The 15,214-nt window shown below is 73.0% G+C and carries 19 protein-coding genes and 1 pseudogene; 10 read left to right on the forward strand and 10 right to left on the reverse strand.

The window, feature by feature from the left end:
- Positions 1 to 40: 40 nt before the first annotated feature.
- The 3 genes from ACFYVL_RS33020 (at position 41) to ACFYVL_RS33030 (ending at position 2,016) form a co-directional block, all read left to right on the forward strand.
- The gene (locus ACFYVL_RS33020; protein WP_389251468.1) at positions 41 to 967 is read left to right on the forward strand and encodes an alpha/beta hydrolase; all 927 of its coding nucleotides are present in this window, start codon (positions 41 to 43) and stop codon (positions 965 to 967) included.
- A 9-nt stretch (positions 968 to 976) separates the two neighbouring features.
- On the forward strand, positions 977 to 1,351 hold the full coding sequence (locus ACFYVL_RS33025) for an RNA-binding S4 domain-containing protein (protein ID WP_389251470.1): 375 nt from the start codon (positions 977 to 979) through the stop codon (positions 1,349 to 1,351).
- Positions 1,352 to 1,566: 215 nt separating this feature from the next.
- Positions 1,567 to 2,016, forward strand: coding sequence for a YchJ family protein (locus ACFYVL_RS33030; protein WP_389251472.1), 450 nt, complete (start codon positions 1,567 to 1,569; stop codon positions 2,014 to 2,016).
- Here ACFYVL_RS33030 and ACFYVL_RS33035 read toward each other — a convergent pair.
- The 5 genes from ACFYVL_RS33035 to ACFYVL_RS33055 all read right to left on the reverse strand — a co-directional run bounded on the left by ACFYVL_RS33035 (position 1,998) and on the right by ACFYVL_RS33055 (position 5,139).
- Positions 1,998 to 2,213 (reverse strand): hypothetical protein, encoded by a 216-nt coding sequence (locus tag ACFYVL_RS33035; RefSeq protein WP_389251474.1) that lies wholly within the window; start codon positions 2,211 to 2,213, stop codon positions 1,998 to 2,000. The genes ACFYVL_RS33030 and ACFYVL_RS33035 overlap by 19 nt on opposite strands.
- Positions 2,214 to 2,228: 15 nt before the next feature.
- Complete coding sequence (locus ACFYVL_RS33040) at positions 2,229 to 3,167, reverse strand: DUF6397 family protein (protein WP_389251476.1); 939 nt, start codon at positions 3,165 to 3,167, stop codon at positions 2,229 to 2,231.
- Positions 3,168 to 3,328: 161 nt separating this feature from the next.
- Positions 3,329 to 3,724 (reverse strand): roadblock/LC7 domain-containing protein, encoded by a 396-nt coding sequence (locus ACFYVL_RS33045; RefSeq protein ID WP_389251478.1) that lies wholly within the window; start codon positions 3,722 to 3,724, stop codon positions 3,329 to 3,331.
- A 148-nt stretch (positions 3,725 to 3,872) separates the two neighbouring features.
- The gene (locus ACFYVL_RS33050) at positions 3,873 to 4,523 is read right to left on the reverse strand and encodes an ATP/GTP-binding protein (RefSeq protein WP_389251480.1); all 651 of its coding nucleotides are present in this window, start codon (positions 4,521 to 4,523) and stop codon (positions 3,873 to 3,875) included.
- A 121-nt stretch (positions 4,524 to 4,644) separates the two neighbouring features.
- Positions 4,645 to 5,139, reverse strand: a complete 495-nt coding sequence (locus tag ACFYVL_RS33055) for a DUF742 domain-containing protein (protein ID WP_389251482.1) — start codon at positions 5,137 to 5,139, stop codon at positions 4,645 to 4,647.
- 189 nt (positions 5,140 to 5,328) lie between these two features.
- Here ACFYVL_RS33055 and ACFYVL_RS33060 point away from each other — a divergent pair, with 189 nt between their 5' ends.
- Positions 5,329 to 5,943 (forward strand): class I SAM-dependent methyltransferase, encoded by a 615-nt coding sequence (locus tag ACFYVL_RS33060; RefSeq protein ID WP_389251484.1) that lies wholly within the window; start codon positions 5,329 to 5,331, stop codon positions 5,941 to 5,943.
- 94 nt (positions 5,944 to 6,037) lie between these two features.
- Here ACFYVL_RS33060 and ACFYVL_RS33065 read toward each other — a convergent pair whose 3' ends face one another.
- Positions 6,038 to 6,928, reverse strand: coding sequence for an oxygenase MpaB family protein (locus ACFYVL_RS33065; RefSeq protein ID WP_389251486.1), 891 nt, complete (start codon positions 6,926 to 6,928; stop codon positions 6,038 to 6,040).
- Positions 6,929 to 7,090: 162 nt separating this feature from the next.
- On the opposite strand from ACFYVL_RS33065, the gene ACFYVL_RS33070 reads away from it, so the two are divergent.
- Both ACFYVL_RS33070 and ACFYVL_RS33075 read left to right on the forward strand, forming a co-directional pair.
- Positions 7,091 to 7,357, forward strand: coding sequence for a hypothetical protein (locus ACFYVL_RS33070; RefSeq protein ID WP_389251817.1), 267 nt, complete (start codon positions 7,091 to 7,093; stop codon positions 7,355 to 7,357).
- Between the two features lie 102 nt (positions 7,358 to 7,459).
- Positions 7,460 to 8,263 carry a hypothetical protein gene (locus ACFYVL_RS33075; protein ID WP_389251488.1) on the forward strand — a complete coding sequence of 268 codons (804 nt, stop codon included), beginning with the start codon at positions 7,460 to 7,462 and terminating at the stop codon, positions 8,261 to 8,263.
- A 423-nt stretch (positions 8,264 to 8,686) separates the two neighbouring features.
- Here the strand turns inward: ACFYVL_RS33075 and ACFYVL_RS33080 are convergent, their stop codons facing one another.
- The 4 genes from ACFYVL_RS33080 to ACFYVL_RS33095 all read right to left on the reverse strand — a co-directional run bounded on the left by ACFYVL_RS33080 (position 8,687) and on the right by ACFYVL_RS33095 (position 11,091).
- Entirely contained in the window at positions 8,687 to 9,229 is a 543-nt protein-coding gene (locus ACFYVL_RS33080) for an MOSC domain-containing protein (RefSeq protein WP_389251490.1), read from the reverse strand.
- Between the two features lie 73 nt (positions 9,230 to 9,302).
- Complete coding sequence (locus ACFYVL_RS33085) at positions 9,303 to 9,485, reverse strand: hypothetical protein (RefSeq protein ID WP_389251492.1); 183 nt, start codon at positions 9,483 to 9,485, stop codon at positions 9,303 to 9,305.
- Between the two features lie 81 nt (positions 9,486 to 9,566).
- Complete coding sequence (locus tag ACFYVL_RS33090) at positions 9,567 to 10,652, reverse strand: fatty acid desaturase family protein (protein WP_389251494.1); 1,086 nt, start codon at positions 10,650 to 10,652, stop codon at positions 9,567 to 9,569.
- A 169-nt stretch (positions 10,653 to 10,821) separates the two neighbouring features.
- Positions 10,822 to 11,091, reverse strand: coding sequence for a hypothetical protein (locus ACFYVL_RS33095; protein ID WP_389251496.1), 270 nt, complete (start codon positions 11,089 to 11,091; stop codon positions 10,822 to 10,824).
- Between the two features lie 682 nt (positions 11,092 to 11,773).
- Here ACFYVL_RS33095 and ACFYVL_RS33100 point away from each other — a divergent pair.
- The 4 genes and pseudogenes from ACFYVL_RS33100 to ACFYVL_RS33115 form a co-directional block, all read left to right on the forward strand.
- A complete protein-coding gene (locus ACFYVL_RS33100) occupies positions 11,774 to 11,992 on the forward strand; it encodes a hypothetical protein (protein WP_389251498.1) in 219 nt (72 codons plus the stop codon).
- Positions 11,993 to 12,002: 10 nt separating this feature from the next.
- On the forward strand, positions 12,003 to 12,251 hold the full coding sequence (locus ACFYVL_RS33105; RefSeq protein ID WP_389251500.1) for a hypothetical protein: 249 nt from the start codon (positions 12,003 to 12,005) through the stop codon (positions 12,249 to 12,251).
- A gap of 164 nt (positions 12,252 to 12,415) precedes the next feature.
- Entirely contained in the window at positions 12,416 to 13,711 is a 1,296-nt protein-coding gene (locus ACFYVL_RS33110; protein WP_389251502.1) for a GAF domain-containing protein, read from the forward strand.
- 55 nt (positions 13,712 to 13,766) lie between these two features.
- Positions 13,767 to 15,152, forward strand: a pseudogene (locus ACFYVL_RS33115) (aldehyde dehydrogenase family protein); the annotation flags it as partial.
- Positions 15,153 to 15,214: the final 62 nt, after the last annotated feature.

A 15,214-nucleotide genomic window follows, 5' to 3' on the forward strand; every position in this document is an offset into this window, starting at 1 on the left:
ACATTCTGCGCATCGTTGACGATCCGTCAGGGAGAGCCGTATGCCGATCGAAGCCGCACTCCAGCAGTTCCTCGACCAGATCCCGGCCTTGGACTGGTCCCTCGATCCCGTCACCTTCCGCAAGCAGTCGGCGGCCGCGCTCGCCCTGCTGCCCGTCACGACACAGCTCGCGAAGGTCTCCCAGCGCACCGTCCCCGGCCCTGCGGGCGGGATCCCGGTGCGCGTCTATCACCCCTCGACGGACCCCGGACTGCCGGTCACCGTCTTCTGCCACGGCGGCGGGTTCGTCATCGGCGACCGGGACAGCCACGACGCGCTCTGCCGCACCACGGCGAAGGAGAGCGGGTCGATCGTGGTGTCGGTGGACTACCGGCTGTCGCCCGAGCACCCGTTCCCGGCGGCTCTGGAGGACGGGTTCGCCGCGTACGCGTGGGTGCGGGCGCACGCGGGCGAGCTGGGCGGCGATCCGGCCCGGGTGGCGGTCGCCGGGGACAGTGCGGGCGCGTCGATCTCGGCCGCCGTGTGTCTGATGGCCCGCGACCGGGGTCTGCCGCAGCCGGTCTTCCAGCTGCTCTGGTATCCGGCGACGGGTCTGGACATGACGCCCTCGCGCGCGCGGTTCGCCTCGGCGCCCGTCCTGGGCGCGGACGCGATGCTGTTCTTCAAGCGCCACCACTTCGGGGCGATCCCCCGCCAGGAAGCCGTCCCCTACGGCGCGGTCTCACTGGCCGGCGACCACTCGGGGCTGGCCCCGGCGTACGTCCTGGTCGCGGGCAACGACCGGCTGCTCGACGAGGGCACCACCTACGCGCGCCAGCTGCGCGACGCGGGCGTGCCCGCGCGTCTGGACGTCCAGGACGACATGGTGCACGGCTTCCTGAACTTCGCGGACCTCGTGCCGTCCTGCCGGGCCGCCGCCCAGCCGTCCCTGACAGCGCTGCGGCAAGCGCTCGCCGCACGGCATTAGGCTGCTCGCATGGCTTCGGATACGGGAACCGTCAGGGTCGACAGCTGGATCTGGTCCGTGCGGCTGATGAAGACACGGTCGACGGCCGCCGCTGCCTGCCGTGCCGGACACGTGCGGGTCAACGGCGAGCGGGCCAAGCCCGCCCAGTCCGTGCGGATCGGCGACGAGGTCCGGGTGCGGCACGAGGGCTGGGAACGCGTGGTCATCGTCTCCCAGCTCGTCCGCAAGCGGGTCGGCGCGGCCCCCGCGGCCGAGGCGTACGTGGACCGCAGCGCGCCGCGCCCGCCGAAGGAGGTCCTCGGTATCGGTGTGCGCGACCGTGGAACGGGACGCCCCACCAAACGGGACCGCCGGGAGTGGGAGCAGCTGCGCGGCGGGCTCTGAGTCCCGGCCGCCGGTTCCTCTGGCAGCGGGGTGCCAGGCGGCGACTGCGCTCCCGGTGATCCCGCTCGATTCCGGTGATCCCGCTTCTCCTGGCGGACAGCCCGTTGCTCCCTGTGTTCCCGGTTCTCCTGCCGGACGGCCCGTTGCTCCCGGCGGTGGCCCGGCCTCCCCGAGGGCGGGACGGGGCCGGGGCGGCCGTCGGGGAGGATGGGGGCATGTCCAAGAAGTCTCGTTCCCGTACGAAGTCCACCGCGCGGCCGGCCGCCGCGAAGGCCGACCCCGCCGCGCCCTGCCCCTGTGGGCGCGAGCAGTCCTACGCGGAGTGCTGCGGCCCCTTCCACCGCGGGGAGGCGACCGCACCGACCGCCGAGCGGCTGATGCGCTCGCGCTACAGCGCGTTCGTGGTGCTCGACACCGCCTACCTGCTCCACACCTGGCACCCCTCGACGCGGCCCCCGGCCCTGGACCTCGACGCCGGCCTGCGGTGGACCGGGCTCGACATCCTGGGCACGAAGGACGGCAGCGCCTTCCACCAGGAGGGCACGGTCGAGTTCCGCGCCCACTACCTCGAGGAGGGGCAGGCCGACAGCCAGCGCGAGCTGAGCCGCTTCGTACGGGTGGACGGCCGCTGGGTGTACCTCGACGGTCAGAACAGCGGCAGCTGACCGGGGAACTCCGGCGGGGCGTATCCGTCCAGCGACTGCTGCAGGGCCGCCCCGAGCGGCGCGGTCATCCGTGAGCCGGGGCAGGAGACGAGCTCCGTAGTGCCGCGCGCACCGGGCGGGTCGTGGCGGGCGAAGCGGGTGGCGACGACGGCGATTTCACGGCGGCACACGGGGCAGACACGGCGAGGAGACGACACATCGGCCAGTGTGCCTCATCGCAGGCCCGCTTCCGCTGCCGCTCCCCTCTCCCGGTCCGGCACGCCGCGGCGACGGCGCCGCAGGGTGCGCTTCATCCCGCGGTGCAGCCAGGAGCGGACGCCTTTCACCCGGTCGAGCCACTCGGGCGCGCCGGGCAGTACGGGCATCGCCGCCCGGTCCGGGCCCGGCAGCGGCCGGCGGGTGCGGGCCTCGTCCAGCGCCAGGGCCAGGCCCGCCCCGATCCACTCGATCTCGTCCCGGTCCCGCGCCACGAAGAGCCGCCGCGCGACCTCCCTGGCGGCCTGGCCTGCCGGTTCTCCGGGGACCAGCCCGGACCAGAGTCCGGCGAGGTGAGCGCTCTCCCGGGGGTCCCGCACCAGGTCGGCCAGTTCCCCGGGATCCAGCAGGGAGGCGAAGAGCGCGGCCTGTTCCCACGGGTCGTCGCTCCTGCTGAGCAGCTGGCCGAGCCGGCGGCTGCGCCAGTTCCTGGCCCGACGGTCCGCGCCCTCGTCGAGGGAGGCGCGCATGGGCTGGGGATAGTTGCCGGTCAGCATCTCCGCGTACCGGGCCGTGAAGTCGGTCAGTTCCTCGGCCAGGTAGAGCCAGACGACCGCCCGGTAGCGGTTCAGGTAGAAGTTGGCCGGACTGAGATAGCCGGCGCGAGCCAGGGCGGTGAAGCGGAACGGGCTGATCCCCATCAGCACGGCGCCCTCGGCCGTCCCCACCGTCCGCAGCCGCGTTCTCAGCGGTGCGGTGGCGGCGCGCTCCAACTCCCGCAGCCGCTCCAGCTCTTCGCGGGCGACGCGGCGCCGGCCGCCATCGCGGTCCGGTACGGTCCGGATGCGGCCGAGCTGCACCGCGAGCCCGAACTCGGCCCGGTCGAGGCCGAGTTCGCGTGCCGCGCGGACGGCGGTGACGGTGGCGTGCGCCTGCTGGACTTCCTTGACGACCATGACGGTCCTCCCCCGTGAGTACGAACACTCTCGGTGACGACCGTAGCCCGTTGCGGCGGATCGTGCCCGGCCTGTGGAGAACGCCCTGTGGACAACTCCGGGGCCGGGCCCGACCGCACCGCCCAGTAGCCGCATTCGCGCAGCTCAGCGGTTACGAGTGGTCAGACTCCCGGCTGGCGTGCCGCGACCCCGAGATGCTCGCCGACCCGGTTGACGAGCAGCGTCATCTCGTACGCGATCTGCCCGAAGTCGGCTTCCGCCGCGCTCAGTACGCACAGACAGCTACCGTCGCCCGCCGCGGTGACGAAGAGGACACCGTCGTCGAACTCGATCATCGTCTGGCGCACCTTCCCCGCGCCGAAGTGCCGTCCGGATCCCTTGGCCAGACTGTGCAGCCCCGACGAGACGGCGGCGAGGTGTTCGGCGTCAGGCCGTGCCAGTCCGGCGCTCGCACCCGTCACCAGCCCGTCGTTGGAGAGGACCAGCGCGTGCCGGATGTGATGGATCCGGTTGGTCAGGTCGTCGAGCAGCCAGTCAAGTCCTTTGTTCAGCGCCATGTTTCGGCTCTCCCCGCTCATTCGTTCCCCGTGTCCCCGGTGCTCCCGCAAGCCTTACCCACAGTCGGCGCGGCGGCAAGCAGATCCGGGTCACCGGAGAGTCCCACGGGGTACGGACGGCACCTCGGGCGGGGGTGCCGCGGCGCGATCAGGCCATCGCGTCGAGCATGCGTGTGGTGTGCACGCGCCCCGCGTACTCCACCAGCCTGATCAGCACTTCCTTGCCGGAGTCGCGGTCGCGCGCGTCGCACAGCACCACGGGTGTGCCCCGGTCGAGGTCGAGCGCCTGGGAGACCTCGCGCGCGCCGTAGGCCTGCGCGCCGGCGAAGCAGTTGACCGCCACGACGAAGGGGATGCGGCGGTCCTCGAAGTAGTCGACGGCGAAGAAGCTGTCGGCGAGCCTGCGGGTGTCGGCGATCACGACGGCGCCCAGCGCCCCCTGGGAGAGGTCGTCCCACAGGAACCAGAACCGGTCCTGGCCGGGGGTCCCGAACAGGTACAGGGAGAGTCCCGCGCGGATGGTGATCCGTCCGAAGTCCATGGCGACGGTCGACGACGCCTTGTGGTCGAGCCCGGAGGTGTCGTCCACGCCCTCCCCCGCCCGGGTGAGTAGTTCCTCGGTGCGCAGCGGGCGTATCTCGCTGACGGAACCGACCAGGGTGGTCTTGCCGACGCCGAAGCCGCCCGCGACCAGTATTTTCAGCGCGAGCGGCGTACCGTCCGGTTCGCCACCGTCCGTGTCGGGGGCGGCTGGGCCGGGGGTGTGTTCCGTGGTCCCGGCGGTGTGCTCTGTGGTCATGGGGGACGTTTCCTTCGGCGTTCGGGCGGGGTTCGGGCGGCGTTCGGGCTCGGGGCTGGCGGGAGGGCTCGGTAGGGAGGACGGGGCGAAGGGGCGCCCGGGGGCGCGTTCCGGCCGCCGGTCAGAGGGCGCGCAGGCCGTCGATGACTTCCTGCACGGGCAGGCGGGCGGGCAGTCCCGCGGGGTCGGCCCATGCCACCTGGCCCGCACGGGCCAGGTCGTCCACGAGGTCGCGCACGACTCCCGTGGGCAGGTCCGACGCCGCGGCGAGGTCCGCGACGGTCTGCGGTTCGGCGCGGCACAGACCGAGCAGGGTGCGGTGCGCACTGCTCAGCAGGACCGGTTCGGGTGCTTCCGCGTCGACGACGGCGGAGACCTGGGCGACGAGGTCGGCATGCGGGCCGCCGGGGTCACCGGCCCGGTCCGCACCACCGCCTCCGCCGGGCTCATCCGCCAGGTCGCCCACACATCCGGAGGCGTAGGCTCCGCGCGGAGCCCCCGCCGCCGCGTTCTCCCGGCCGCGTGCACCGGTGCGCGCGTAGGGGCGTACGAGAGGCCCCGCTTCCGCGTCGTACCACTGGGCGCTGCCTTCGGCGGCCCTCTGATGCTCGATCATCCGTGGCTTACTCCGGCTCCGGCTGAGGCGCGGTGCGCTTCGTGGAGTCCGGACGGTAGTCCCGCCCGTGCACGGCTCCCGCACACATTTCGAAAGCAGGCGCAATGTGGCGGGAAGGTTGCCCGAGGCGATCGGACCGGGCTCGAACGTGCGCGTCACCGCGGGCCGGGGACGGGGGATCATGGCGGCATGACTGACGACCACACGCAGGTTCAGGAGTTCTTCGGCGCCCGCGCCGCCCACTGGGACTCGCGCTTCGCGGGCGACGGCCCCCGGTACGAGGCGGCCGTCGCCGCCATGGGCCTGCCGCCCGGCGGTGCGGTGCTGGACGCGGGCTGCGGCACGGGGCGCGCGCTGCCGTACCTGCGGGCCGCGGTGGGAGCTTCGGGAACGGTGCTGGGCGCGGACCTGACGCAGGAGATGCTCGACGAGGCCGTACGGGCGGGGCGGGACCGGCACGCCCTGCTCCTGCGGACCGATGTGGCGCGGCTGCCGCTGGGCACGGGTGTCCTGGACGGCGTGTTCGCCGCCGGGCTGATCGCGCACCTCCCGGAGCCGGAGGGGAACCTGCGCGAACTGGCCCGGACGGTGCGCCCCGGCGGGCTGCTCGCCCTGTTCCATCCGGTCGGCCGGGCCGCTCTGGCGGCCCGGCAGGGACGCCGGATCACCGAGGACGACCTGCGCGCCGAACCCCGGCTGCGGCCCCTGCTGGCCGATGCGGGCTGGCGGCTGCTGTCGTACGTCGACGAGGACAGCCGCTTCCTGGCGCTGGCCGCCCGCGAGGAGCCGCACGCCCGCCCGTAGCCGCCACGGGGCTCGGCCCCCGCCGCGCGCGGAGGCCGCCGGTACGGGGCAGGTGCCGGGCGTACGGAGTTGTACGGGGCGGGCCGCGCGGGCGTTACGGGGTCCGGTTGGCGTGCGGCACGGGGCAGCCACGCACACCCGGCACCGGGAAACTGCCCAGTTCGGCGACCTCGTAGCCGTTCGGGTAGCCCTTGATCTCCCAGTTCTGGCGGGCGTGGTGGGGTGTGCGGCGGGGCGGCAGCAGACGTACGGCACGCGCGCGCAGCCGCAGCGCGCCCCGGGCGACGGTGCGGGCCGCCGGGTGCGGGAGGTCGTAGCGGAAGGCCCGCAGCAGCGGGTCGTCGAGCAGGGCGAGGCTCGCCCCGCGCACCAGTGGCGCCAGCGGCCCGTACCAGGAGGCCATCAGGTCGAGCGTCGCGTCGGAGACCTTGCGGGAGCCCTCGTCCCAGCCGAACCGGTCCGCCTCGTACCGGTCGAGGCAGCGCTCGAACTCCTCGAAGGACTCCGGGATCTCCCGGATGCCCAGGTGTCTGCCGAGGGTGCGGTAGTACTCCGCCGTCGCACGCAGTTCGTGGTCGCAGAGCCTGCGCCAGCCGTAGCTGTCCAGCCACCGCTTGGGTATGACGACGAAGGTGCACAGGACGTAGCGCATGTCGTCGTTGCTGATGTCGTAGCTGCGGTGCATCGCGTTGATCCGGCGGACGGCGGTGCGGCCCCGTTCACTGGTGAAGCCGTGCTCCACGATCGCGTCCAGCAGGAGGGCGGTGTCGTCGTAGCGCTTCTGGGTGCGTTCGGTGAACTCGGTGGTCTCGGCGAGCAGCCGGCCGATGCTGGGGACCGCGTACGTCCGGTAGAGCGCGAGCTCCAGCGCCCTGGTGAAGTCCCACGGGAACTCGTAGGTGGTGGTCATCCGGTAGATCCGCAGGAAGTCCCGCTCCGGATCGAGCCGCTGGATCTGCTTGAGCCGGTCGTAGCGCTTCACCACACGTCGCCCCTCTGCCGAACCTTCTGCCGCCGTCCCGCGGCAGCACCCTGTTCACGAAGGCTCAACTCTACGTCCGGCGGGCACACTTGGAGTGTCCGCCGATCTACTGCTCACGGGGATGTGGTCCGGGTGCTCGACAGGATCAAGGAACTCTTCCGGACGCTGCGGGAGCCGCTGCGGCCCGGGGTGCCGGTGGCACGGGAGGCCGAACGGCGGCACAACCTCTTCGAGGCGGCCGCGGTCTACGTGGCCGCGTGTGCGGAGGACGACGAACAGCGCGGCGACGAGGCGGCCGGGTGGGTGTCGCCGGAGGCACTGTCCTTCGGGGTGACCGAGCTGGCCTGCCGGGCGGTCATCGCGCTCGCGCGCGAGCGCGACGAGTCCCCGCAGCACGTCGCGCGGAGTCTGCTGGGGCTGCCGGCCGCCTGACCCGCGGGTCCCGGGTTCCCGGTTTTCGTGCCGCCGCCCCTCGACGCGCCAGTTACCGGCAGGTTAAGTTGCGCCGACGACGGATCATCTGGGGAGGGCGCCGTGACCGGGACGGAAGCTGCCGAGGACGACGAGCTGTTCGTGCTCACCGCGGTGCTGTTGACGCCCGCGCAGTTCCCGAGCGTGCTGGGCGACGACTTTCCGGCGGCGTGCGCGGCGCTCGGTCTGGAGCCGCTCGGCGAGGGGTACGGGCTGGTGCTCGGCCAGGACGGGGCCGGGGCGCGCTGGACGGTGGCCGTGGACGACGTGTCGCTGGTGGCGGTGGCCATCGCCTCCTGGGACTGCGGCATGGAGTACGACCTCTCGCCGCCGGAGCGCTCGGTGGTGACGGCTTTGCCGGGCTGGCCGCTGGCGCTCGCGGTGGCGACGCCCGACATCCCGGCCCCGCACGACCCCGAACCGGACGAGGACGATCCGGACGGTGCGGGGCTGGTCCTGACTCCCCCGGACACGGACGCGTGGGGTCCCGCGCAGCGCAGGCTGGGCGCGGACGAGATAGCGCGGCAGTGGGCGGTGTGGCGCGGGCAGCTGGACGAGGAGAGCGACACCGGGACATTCGAGGGGACCGGCGGTGAGCTGCGTCCGGCGGTGCGGCGGGTGATCGACGCGCTGCACGGGTACGTCGCCGAGCCGCCCCCGGTGGGCCGGGTGCGGTCGGCGTTCGCCAGCAGCGAGGCCCGTACGCTGCGGGCCGACGGGCCAGGCTGGTCGTTCGTGGCCAGGACGGACGACATCGCGTTCCTGCTGCTGGACGAGGAGCCGGGCGAGGTACTTACGGTGGGCCGGGGCGAGGAGCTGCCGGGCCTGCTGGAGTCACTGGACAAGATCGCGGTACGTCCGGCCTGAGGGTACCCGGACGTACGGGACCGGGCCGCCGGGAGGCGCGACGCGGACCGGGGCAGCAGGGCGGATCGGAGCGGCACGGGCGGACCGGAGCAGCGCGGGCAGACCCTGAGCAACAGGCGGGCCGGAGCGACAGGCGGGCCGCGTTGACCGCACCTGCACGAGCCGGAGCCTGACCGCGCAGGGCGGACCGGAGCTGTACGGTGCGGACCGGAGCCTGACCGCCGTAGCCGCACTGCGCCGGTCCTGGTGGACGCGCGCGACGCAACGTACCGGCCTCCCACGACGCGCCACATACCGACCTGACTCAGCGCGCCACCTGCCGCCCTCGCACGACGTGCCACCTGCCGGGTCCGCACCGGCCGCGCGGCTGCGGCCCGGAGCCGGGCCGCCCCGCCCGAAGTGCCCCCCGTCCCGGGGCCGCCCTCAGACCCGTTCGAGTCGGCGGTGCGGTTCGGCGGGCAGCTCGACGGTGATGGTGTCGCCGGGCCGGACCACCCCGCCGGTGTGCACGACGCTCATGATTCCGGCCTTGTGGACGACGGCGCCTTCGGCGTCCCGGCCCACGACCTGCTTGAGCAGACCTCGCTGGAAGCCGTCGATCTGCGCGCACGGGTTGCGCAGGCCCGTGACCTCGACGACCGCTTCGTCGCCGAGGCGCAGGAGCGTACCGACCGGCAGGGCGAGCAGATCAAGACCGCTGGTGGTGACGTTCTCGCCGAGCTGGCCGGGCTCGACCTCGAAGCCCTTCTCCCGCACCTCGGCGAAGAGCTCCTGGTGGATGAGGTGGACCTGGCGCAGGTTGGGCCGGGTGGGGTCCTGGGCCACCCGGGAGCGGTGCTTGACCGTCACTCCCGCGTGCACGTCCCCCTCGACCCCGAGTCCGGCCAGCAGGGTGATGCTGTCGCGGTTCGGCTTGGTGAAGGTGTAGGTGCCGTTGCGGCTGACCGCCGTGACCGTCGCTCCCATGGGGCCGCTTCCTCTTCTCCGTGCGGGCTGGACGTTCTCCGTACAGGTCCGGAGCTGATCGGCGGGTCCGGGGTCAGCGTCCCAGCTCCTTGCGGGTGATGCGCTGGAGCCTGCGCCGCTGGGTCTTGTCCAGCATCAGATAGGCGGCGACGGGAACGCCCACCATGACCAGCAGTCCGGGCCAGAACCCGATCATCATCATGAGGGCCACGCCCACCACGACACCGCCGACTGCGACCTTCGCACCGTTAGACATCTTCGACGCCTCCTCCGCGGCAGCTGCCGCTCCTGCTTCTGACAACGCGTACCGGCCCGTCACGGTTCCCGGGCAGCCGGTTCACTCCTGGGCCGCGGGCCCGGTGCGCAGCGGTGCGCCGACCTCGTGCATGTGGCTCAGCGCCTGCCGGTAGGACTCGACGAGTCCGGTCTCGGTGTACGGCAGGCCGACCGCCCGGCAGTGGGCGCGGACCAGGGGCTGGGCGAGCCGCAGGTGCGGGCGCGGCATGTTCGGGAACAGGTGGTGCTCGATCTGGTAGTTCAGGCCGCCGAGGAACCAGTCGGTGAGCGACCCGCCCCGTACGTTGCGCGAGGTGACGACCTGACGGCGCAGGTGGCCCCAGCGCTCGCCGTCCGGGTCGGGCATCTCCATGCCCTTGTGGTTGGGGGCGAAGGCCAGCCCGAGCTGGAGGCCGAAGAGGGCGTGGTGCAGCAGGGCGAAGACGAGTGCGGTGAGCGGGGCCATCGTGGTCAGCAGCAGGCTCGCGTACAGGGCGAGGTGAACGACCAGGAGGGTGCCCTCCGCCCTGCGTTCGCGGGGGTCTTGGCGGCGCAGGTCCTGGAACCCGTACAGCTTCAGGGCGAAGCCTTCGAGAAGCAGCATCGGGAAGAAGAGCCGGGCCTGGTGCCGGGTGAGCCAGCGGGCGAATCCCTCCCGGTCGGCCGCCTGGCGCTGGGTCCAGACGAGGGCGCCGACCCCGACGTCCGGGTCCTTGTCGACGTGGTTGGGATGGGCGTGGTGCCGGTTGTGCTTCTCGTTCCACCAGGCCTGGCTCATGCCGAGGAGGAGGTTGGCGTGGGTGAGGGAGATCCACCGGCCGGTGCGGCGGCTGCTCGATATCTGGGCGTGGCCGGCGTCGTGGGCGAGGTAGGCGGTCCGGGTCCACACCAGCGAGAAAGGTACGGCGAGCAGCAGCACCCACCAGGAGTGGCCGAGGAGCACCAGGCCGGTGATCACGGCCGCGAGCGAGGCGAGGTTGACCGCGGCGCGCGCGGCGTACCAGCCGTGGCGGCGTTCCAGCAGCCCCTGGCCCCTGACCGCTTGCAGGAGTGGCGAAAAGTCGCTGCCGGTCGCGGACCCGGACGGCCGCCCGGCGGGGGCGGCGGGAAGGGTTGCGGGCGTGGCTGGCGGAAGGGCTGGGGGCATGGCTGGGCTCCGGTCTCTGGAGGCGCATGCGGCGTTCGCGGCACCCGACTCCCAGAAAATTACGGAGCGCGGCAGGCACCGGGCCATGGCGGTAGCCCCCGGTCCCGGGGAGGACAACCCCCGTGGGGCGGTGGTGCTGACCGCACCCCGCCCCCTTGCGGTCACGGTGTCAGGGCAGGAAGGACTCCAGGTCGGAGGGGAAGTCGGAGGGCAGGAGGTCCGTCGGGATCTCGCTGGGCAGCTCCGTGGGGAAGTCGGATGGCAGCGCGGTCGGGAGCTCCGAGGGGAGACTGGTGGGGAACTCGCTCGGCAGGCTGAAGGAGGGCTTGGTCTTCGTGGCGGTGGGCGCGGGCTGTTCCGGCTTCTTCGCACCGCTGCCGCCGGTCACGACGAGGACGATCGCCACGACTGCGGCGACCGCGAGGACGGCGGCGAGCACGATGATCAGCGGGCGGCGGCCACCGGAGCCCGGCGGCGGTCCGTCCGGCGGCGGGTCTCCGGGGGGCCGGTCGGCTCCGCCCCCGACGGTGGGCGGCCCGTAGCCGCCGGGCGGTCCCTGGGGTGGTCCCCCGGGTGGTGCCCCGGGCGGGCCGAAGCCCCCTCCGGGCGGGTTTCCGGGCGGCTGACGCGGTGGTTGGGGCGGCGTGGCCATAACGTCCAGGGTCGGCCGTACGGACCCGGCCCGCGACCCCTGTGCGCAAGTTGGTGCGCGGCACGGACGGGATCGCGACATTCCGGATATCCGCAGTGGTCGACGGGCCCAACTCACCTGCCCCTCACGGCACATACCAGGGGTCCTGGCACCCTTCCGCAACACCCGTACGGTGACCGCGCGGGCGCCACCGATCATGCACGGCATGGCGGAAATGTCGCCCGCGAATCCGGAGGTGCGTACGACACCGGCACCTGACGCGCGCAGCGGCAGCAGAGGCACCCCGGAGATGTCCGCCGGGTCACCTGCCCCCTCGGCGTCAACGGTGACCCGCACCGGGGGCTACGGGAGGCGGCCCGCACCGTGCTCCGCCCGTGGCTGCCACACCTTCCCGGCAGGCCGCTGAACAGGGGCGGTCGCGCACTCGCCGGTTGGCAGTGCGCTCCGCTCCCGTGCCACTATCCGCATCATGGAAACCGAGAAGAACCTCGCAGCGCTGGAGCTCGCCGTGCACCGGCTGCGGGAGGCCGAGGTCGCGCTGAACGCCGCCCGCACGGACGTCGAGACGGAAGCGGTCGCGGCCGTGCAGTCCGGGGCGGACATTGAGGAGGTGGCCGGGCTGAGCGGGATCGCCCCCGGCGACCTGCGTCAACTGAGCGCCGATCTCGGCGAGATCCCGCCCCGGTAGGGGCGCTGCCGTGGACGAGTTCGAGCTGCTGGACCCGTGGTCGATCGAGATGCTCGCACCGATCATGGTGGCGGGGGAAGGCCCGATGGCCTGCCCCGGATGCGCCGCGGTCACCGGGTTCTCCGCCGGGGGCAGGTGGGGCGACCCGGTGCGGATACGCTGCCGGTGCGGTCGCGACTGGCTGCCCTTCGAGGACGATCCGGAGCTGAGCCGGGAGCTGATGAAGGAGCTGATCATCGCGGCCCAGTCGGAGGGGTAGGCGCGCGGCCCAGGGGCGGTCACCGGCGGGCGGGGACACGGACCCGGTCCCTCCGGTGCCTGCCGCGGCTCTTGCCGCCCCTCCCCCGCGCGGCGACGATGGGCCGGGCGGCCCCGACGTCCCCGAGGTCGCAGCCCACCGAAGTCCGCGCCGGGGAGGCCGAGTTGACCGACGCATGGGTTGCCCTGGAGCCGGGCGCCGATCCGCGGGAGCGGCTGGACGCGCTGCGCAGGGCGCACGAGGCGTTCGCCACGGCGGGCCGGGTCGAGCGGCCGGTGCGCCCGGTGGTCGCCGAGTCCTGGCGGCGCTCGGCCCGCGCCCGGGTCAGCCCCGACGGGCACGCGCGCGTGGAGCTGGCGGACGACGACCTCGGCGCGTACCGCGACAGCCATCCACTGGCTCGGGCGATGCCCCTGGTACGGGAGTTGACGCAGTCCTACGCCCGGGACGGCGAGCACCTCGTCGCGGTGTGCGACGCCGAGGGGCGCCTGCTGTGGGTGGAGGGGGACGCGTCCTCCCGCCGGCGCGCGGGCCGCATGAACTTCGTACCGGGTGCCCGCTGGTCGGAGGGGTCGGTCGGCACGAACGCCCCGGGCACGGCACTGGCCCTGGACCGCCCGGTGCAGGTGTTCGCCGCGGAGCACTTCCTGCGCCCGGTGCATCCGTGGACCTGTGCGGCGGCCCCGCTGCACGACCCGCGTTCGGGGCGGCTGCTCGGCGCGCTCGACATCACCGGCGGGGACAGCCTGGCCCATCCGCACAGCCTGGCGTTCGTACATGCCGTGGCGCGCGCCGCCGAGTCGCACCTGGCGCTGCTGGCACCCGTGCCGCCGGACCGGGACCGCGCCGCTTCGCTGTGCGCGCTGGGCCGCGACGAGGCGGTGCTGGTGGCGGGCGGGACCCGGGTGCGGCTGAGCAGACGGCACAGCGAGATCGTGGTGCTGCTCGCCCGGCACCCGGAGGGCCTCTCCGGCGAGGAGCTGCTGTGCGAGCTGTACGAGGACGGCGCGGCCAGCCCGGTGACGTTGCGGGCGGAGCTGTCGCGGCTGCGGCGCCTGCTGGGCCCGGAGCTGCTGCGTTCGCGCCCGTACCGGCTGACCGTGCCCGTCGACGCGGACTTCACGACGGTGGCGCGCCGGCTGGGCTCGGGGGCGGTGGCCGCGGCCATGGGGGCGTACCGGGGGCCGTTGCTGCCGGGGTCGCAGGCGCCGGCCGTGGTGCGGCTGCGGCACAGGCTGGAGGGCGAGCTGCGGGCGGCGCTGGTGGCGCGGGCGGACCCGGGGCTGCTGTCGGACTGGGTGGGCAGCCCGTGGGGCGAGGACGACCTGCCGGTGTGGCGGGCGCTGGCCGCGGTCACGTCCGGATCCGGGCGGCCGTCGGTGCATGCGCGGGTACGCACCCTGGACGCGGAACTGCGGGCGGCGGAGCCCGCAACGGGGTTGCAACGTCCGCCGCTCTAGCGTCCGTCGAGGTGGCGCCCAACGGCGGGCGGCACGTCCGAGGGAGGCCTCTGCGATGACCCGTTACTCCGCGCCCGGCACGGACGGCGCGATCGTCTCGTACCAGGACCGCTACGACCACTGGATCGGCGGCGCGTACGTGGCTCCGGTGCGCGGCGGCTACTTCGAGAACCCGAGCCCGGTCAACGGCCGCACCTTCACCGAGATCGCCCGCGGCACCGCCGAGGACGTCGAGCTGGCCCTGGACGCGGCGCACGCGGCGGCGCCGGGCTGGGGCCGTACCGCGCCCGGCGAGCGCGCGAACATCCTCCTGAAGATCGCCGACCGGATGGAGGCGCATCTGGAGGAGCTCGCCGTCGCGGAGAGCTGGGAGAACGGCAAACCGGTGCGCGAGACGCTGAACGCCGACATCCCGCTGGCCATCGACCACTTCCGGTACTTCGCCGGGGCGCTGCGCGGGCAGGAGGGGTCGCTCAGCGAACTCGACGACGACACCGTCGCGTACCACTTCCACGAGCCGCTGGGGGTCGTCGGCCAGATCATCCCCTGGAACTTCCCGATCCTGATGGCGACCTGGAAGCTGGCGCCGGCGCTCGCCGCCGGAAACGCCGTCGTCCTCAAGCCCGCCGAACAGACCCCCGCGTCCATCCACGTCTGGATGGGCCTGATCGCCGACCTGTTGCCGCCGGGCGTGGTCAACATCGTCAACGGCTTCGGCGTCGAGGCGGGCAAGCCGCTCGCGTCCAGCCCGCGCGTCGCGAAGATCGCGTTCACCGGGGAGACCACCACGGGGCGGCTGATCATGCAGTACGCCTCGGAGAACATCAAGCCGGTCACCCTGGAACTCGGCGGCAAGAGCCCGAACATCTTCTTCGACGACGTCTGGAACGCGGACGACGACTTCCGCGACAAGGCCCTCGAAGGGTTCACCATGTTCGCCCTCAACCAGGGCGAGGTGTGCACCTGTCCGTCGCGGGCGCTGGTGCAGCGCGGTATCTACGGCGACTTCATGGAAGCGGCGGTCGCCCGCACCGAACTCATCGAGCCGGGCCACCCCCTGGACACGGACACGATGATCGGCGCCCAGGCCTCCAACGACCAGCTCCAGAAGATCCTTTCCTACCTGGACATCGGCCAGCAGGAGGGCGCGAAGATCCTCACCGGTGGCCAGCGCATCGAGTACGACGGCGAGCTGGCGGGCGGCTTCTACGTCCAGCCCACCGTCTTCGAGGGCGACAACAGGATGCGCGTCTTCCAGGAGGAGATCTTCGGCCCGGTGGTCGCGGTCACTTCCTTCACCGACTTCGACGACGCGATCGGCACGGCCAACGACACGCTGTACGGCCTGGGCGCCGGCGTCTGGACCCGCGACATGAACACGGCCTACCGCGCGGGCCGCGCGATCCAGGCGGGCCGCGTCTGGACGAACTGCTACCAGTCCTTGTTACGACTGACCAAACCATATCAGATGGTGCATGTCGTAACCTGGGACCGGATGGGCAA

Origin of the sequence: Streptomyces sp. NPDC004111 (assembly GCF_042874215.1) — a bacterium.
Classification (GTDB): domain Bacteria; phylum Actinomycetota; class Actinomycetes; order Streptomycetales; family Streptomycetaceae; genus Streptomyces.

What these genes read in the sequence shown, in the direction of transcription:
- ACFYVL_RS33020 (WP_389251468.1), top strand. Translation starts at nt 41, where the DNA reads ATGCCGATCGAAGCCGCACTCCAGCAGTTCCTCGACCAGATCCCGGCC.
- ACFYVL_RS33025 (WP_389251470.1), top strand. Translation starts at nt 977, where the DNA reads ATGGCTTCGGATACGGGAACCGTCAGGGTCGACAGCTGGATCTGGTCC.
- ACFYVL_RS33030 (WP_389251472.1), top strand. Translation starts at nt 1,567, where the DNA reads ATGTCCAAGAAGTCTCGTTCCCGTACGAAGTCCACCGCGCGGCCGGCC.
- ACFYVL_RS33040 (WP_389251476.1), bottom strand. Translation starts at nt 3,167, where the DNA reads ATGGTCGTCAAGGAAGTCCAGCAGGCGCACGCCACCGTCACCGCCGTC.
- ACFYVL_RS33045 (WP_389251478.1), bottom strand. Translation starts at nt 3,724, where the DNA reads ATGGCGCTGAACAAAGGACTTGACTGGCTGCTCGACGACCTGACCAAC.
- ACFYVL_RS33050 (WP_389251480.1), bottom strand. Translation starts at nt 4,523, where the DNA reads ATGACCACAGAGCACACCGCCGGGACCACGGAACACACCCCCGGCCCA.
- ACFYVL_RS33055 (WP_389251482.1), bottom strand. Translation starts at nt 5,139, where the DNA reads ATGATCGAGCATCAGAGGGCCGCCGAAGGCAGCGCCCAGTGGTACGAC.
- ACFYVL_RS33060 (WP_389251484.1), top strand. Translation starts at nt 5,329, where the DNA reads ATGACTGACGACCACACGCAGGTTCAGGAGTTCTTCGGCGCCCGCGCC.
- ACFYVL_RS33080 (WP_389251490.1), bottom strand. Translation starts at nt 9,229, where the DNA reads ATGGGAGCGACGGTCACGGCGGTCAGCCGCAACGGCACCTACACCTTC.
- ACFYVL_RS33085 (WP_389251492.1), bottom strand. Translation starts at nt 9,485, where the DNA reads ATGTCTAACGGTGCGAAGGTCGCAGTCGGCGGTGTCGTGGTGGGCGTG.
- ACFYVL_RS33090 (WP_389251494.1), bottom strand. Translation starts at nt 10,652, where the DNA reads ATGCCCCCAGCCCTTCCGCCAGCCACGCCCGCAACCCTTCCCGCCGCC.
- ACFYVL_RS33100 (WP_389251498.1), top strand. Translation starts at nt 11,774, where the DNA reads ATGGAAACCGAGAAGAACCTCGCAGCGCTGGAGCTCGCCGTGCACCGG.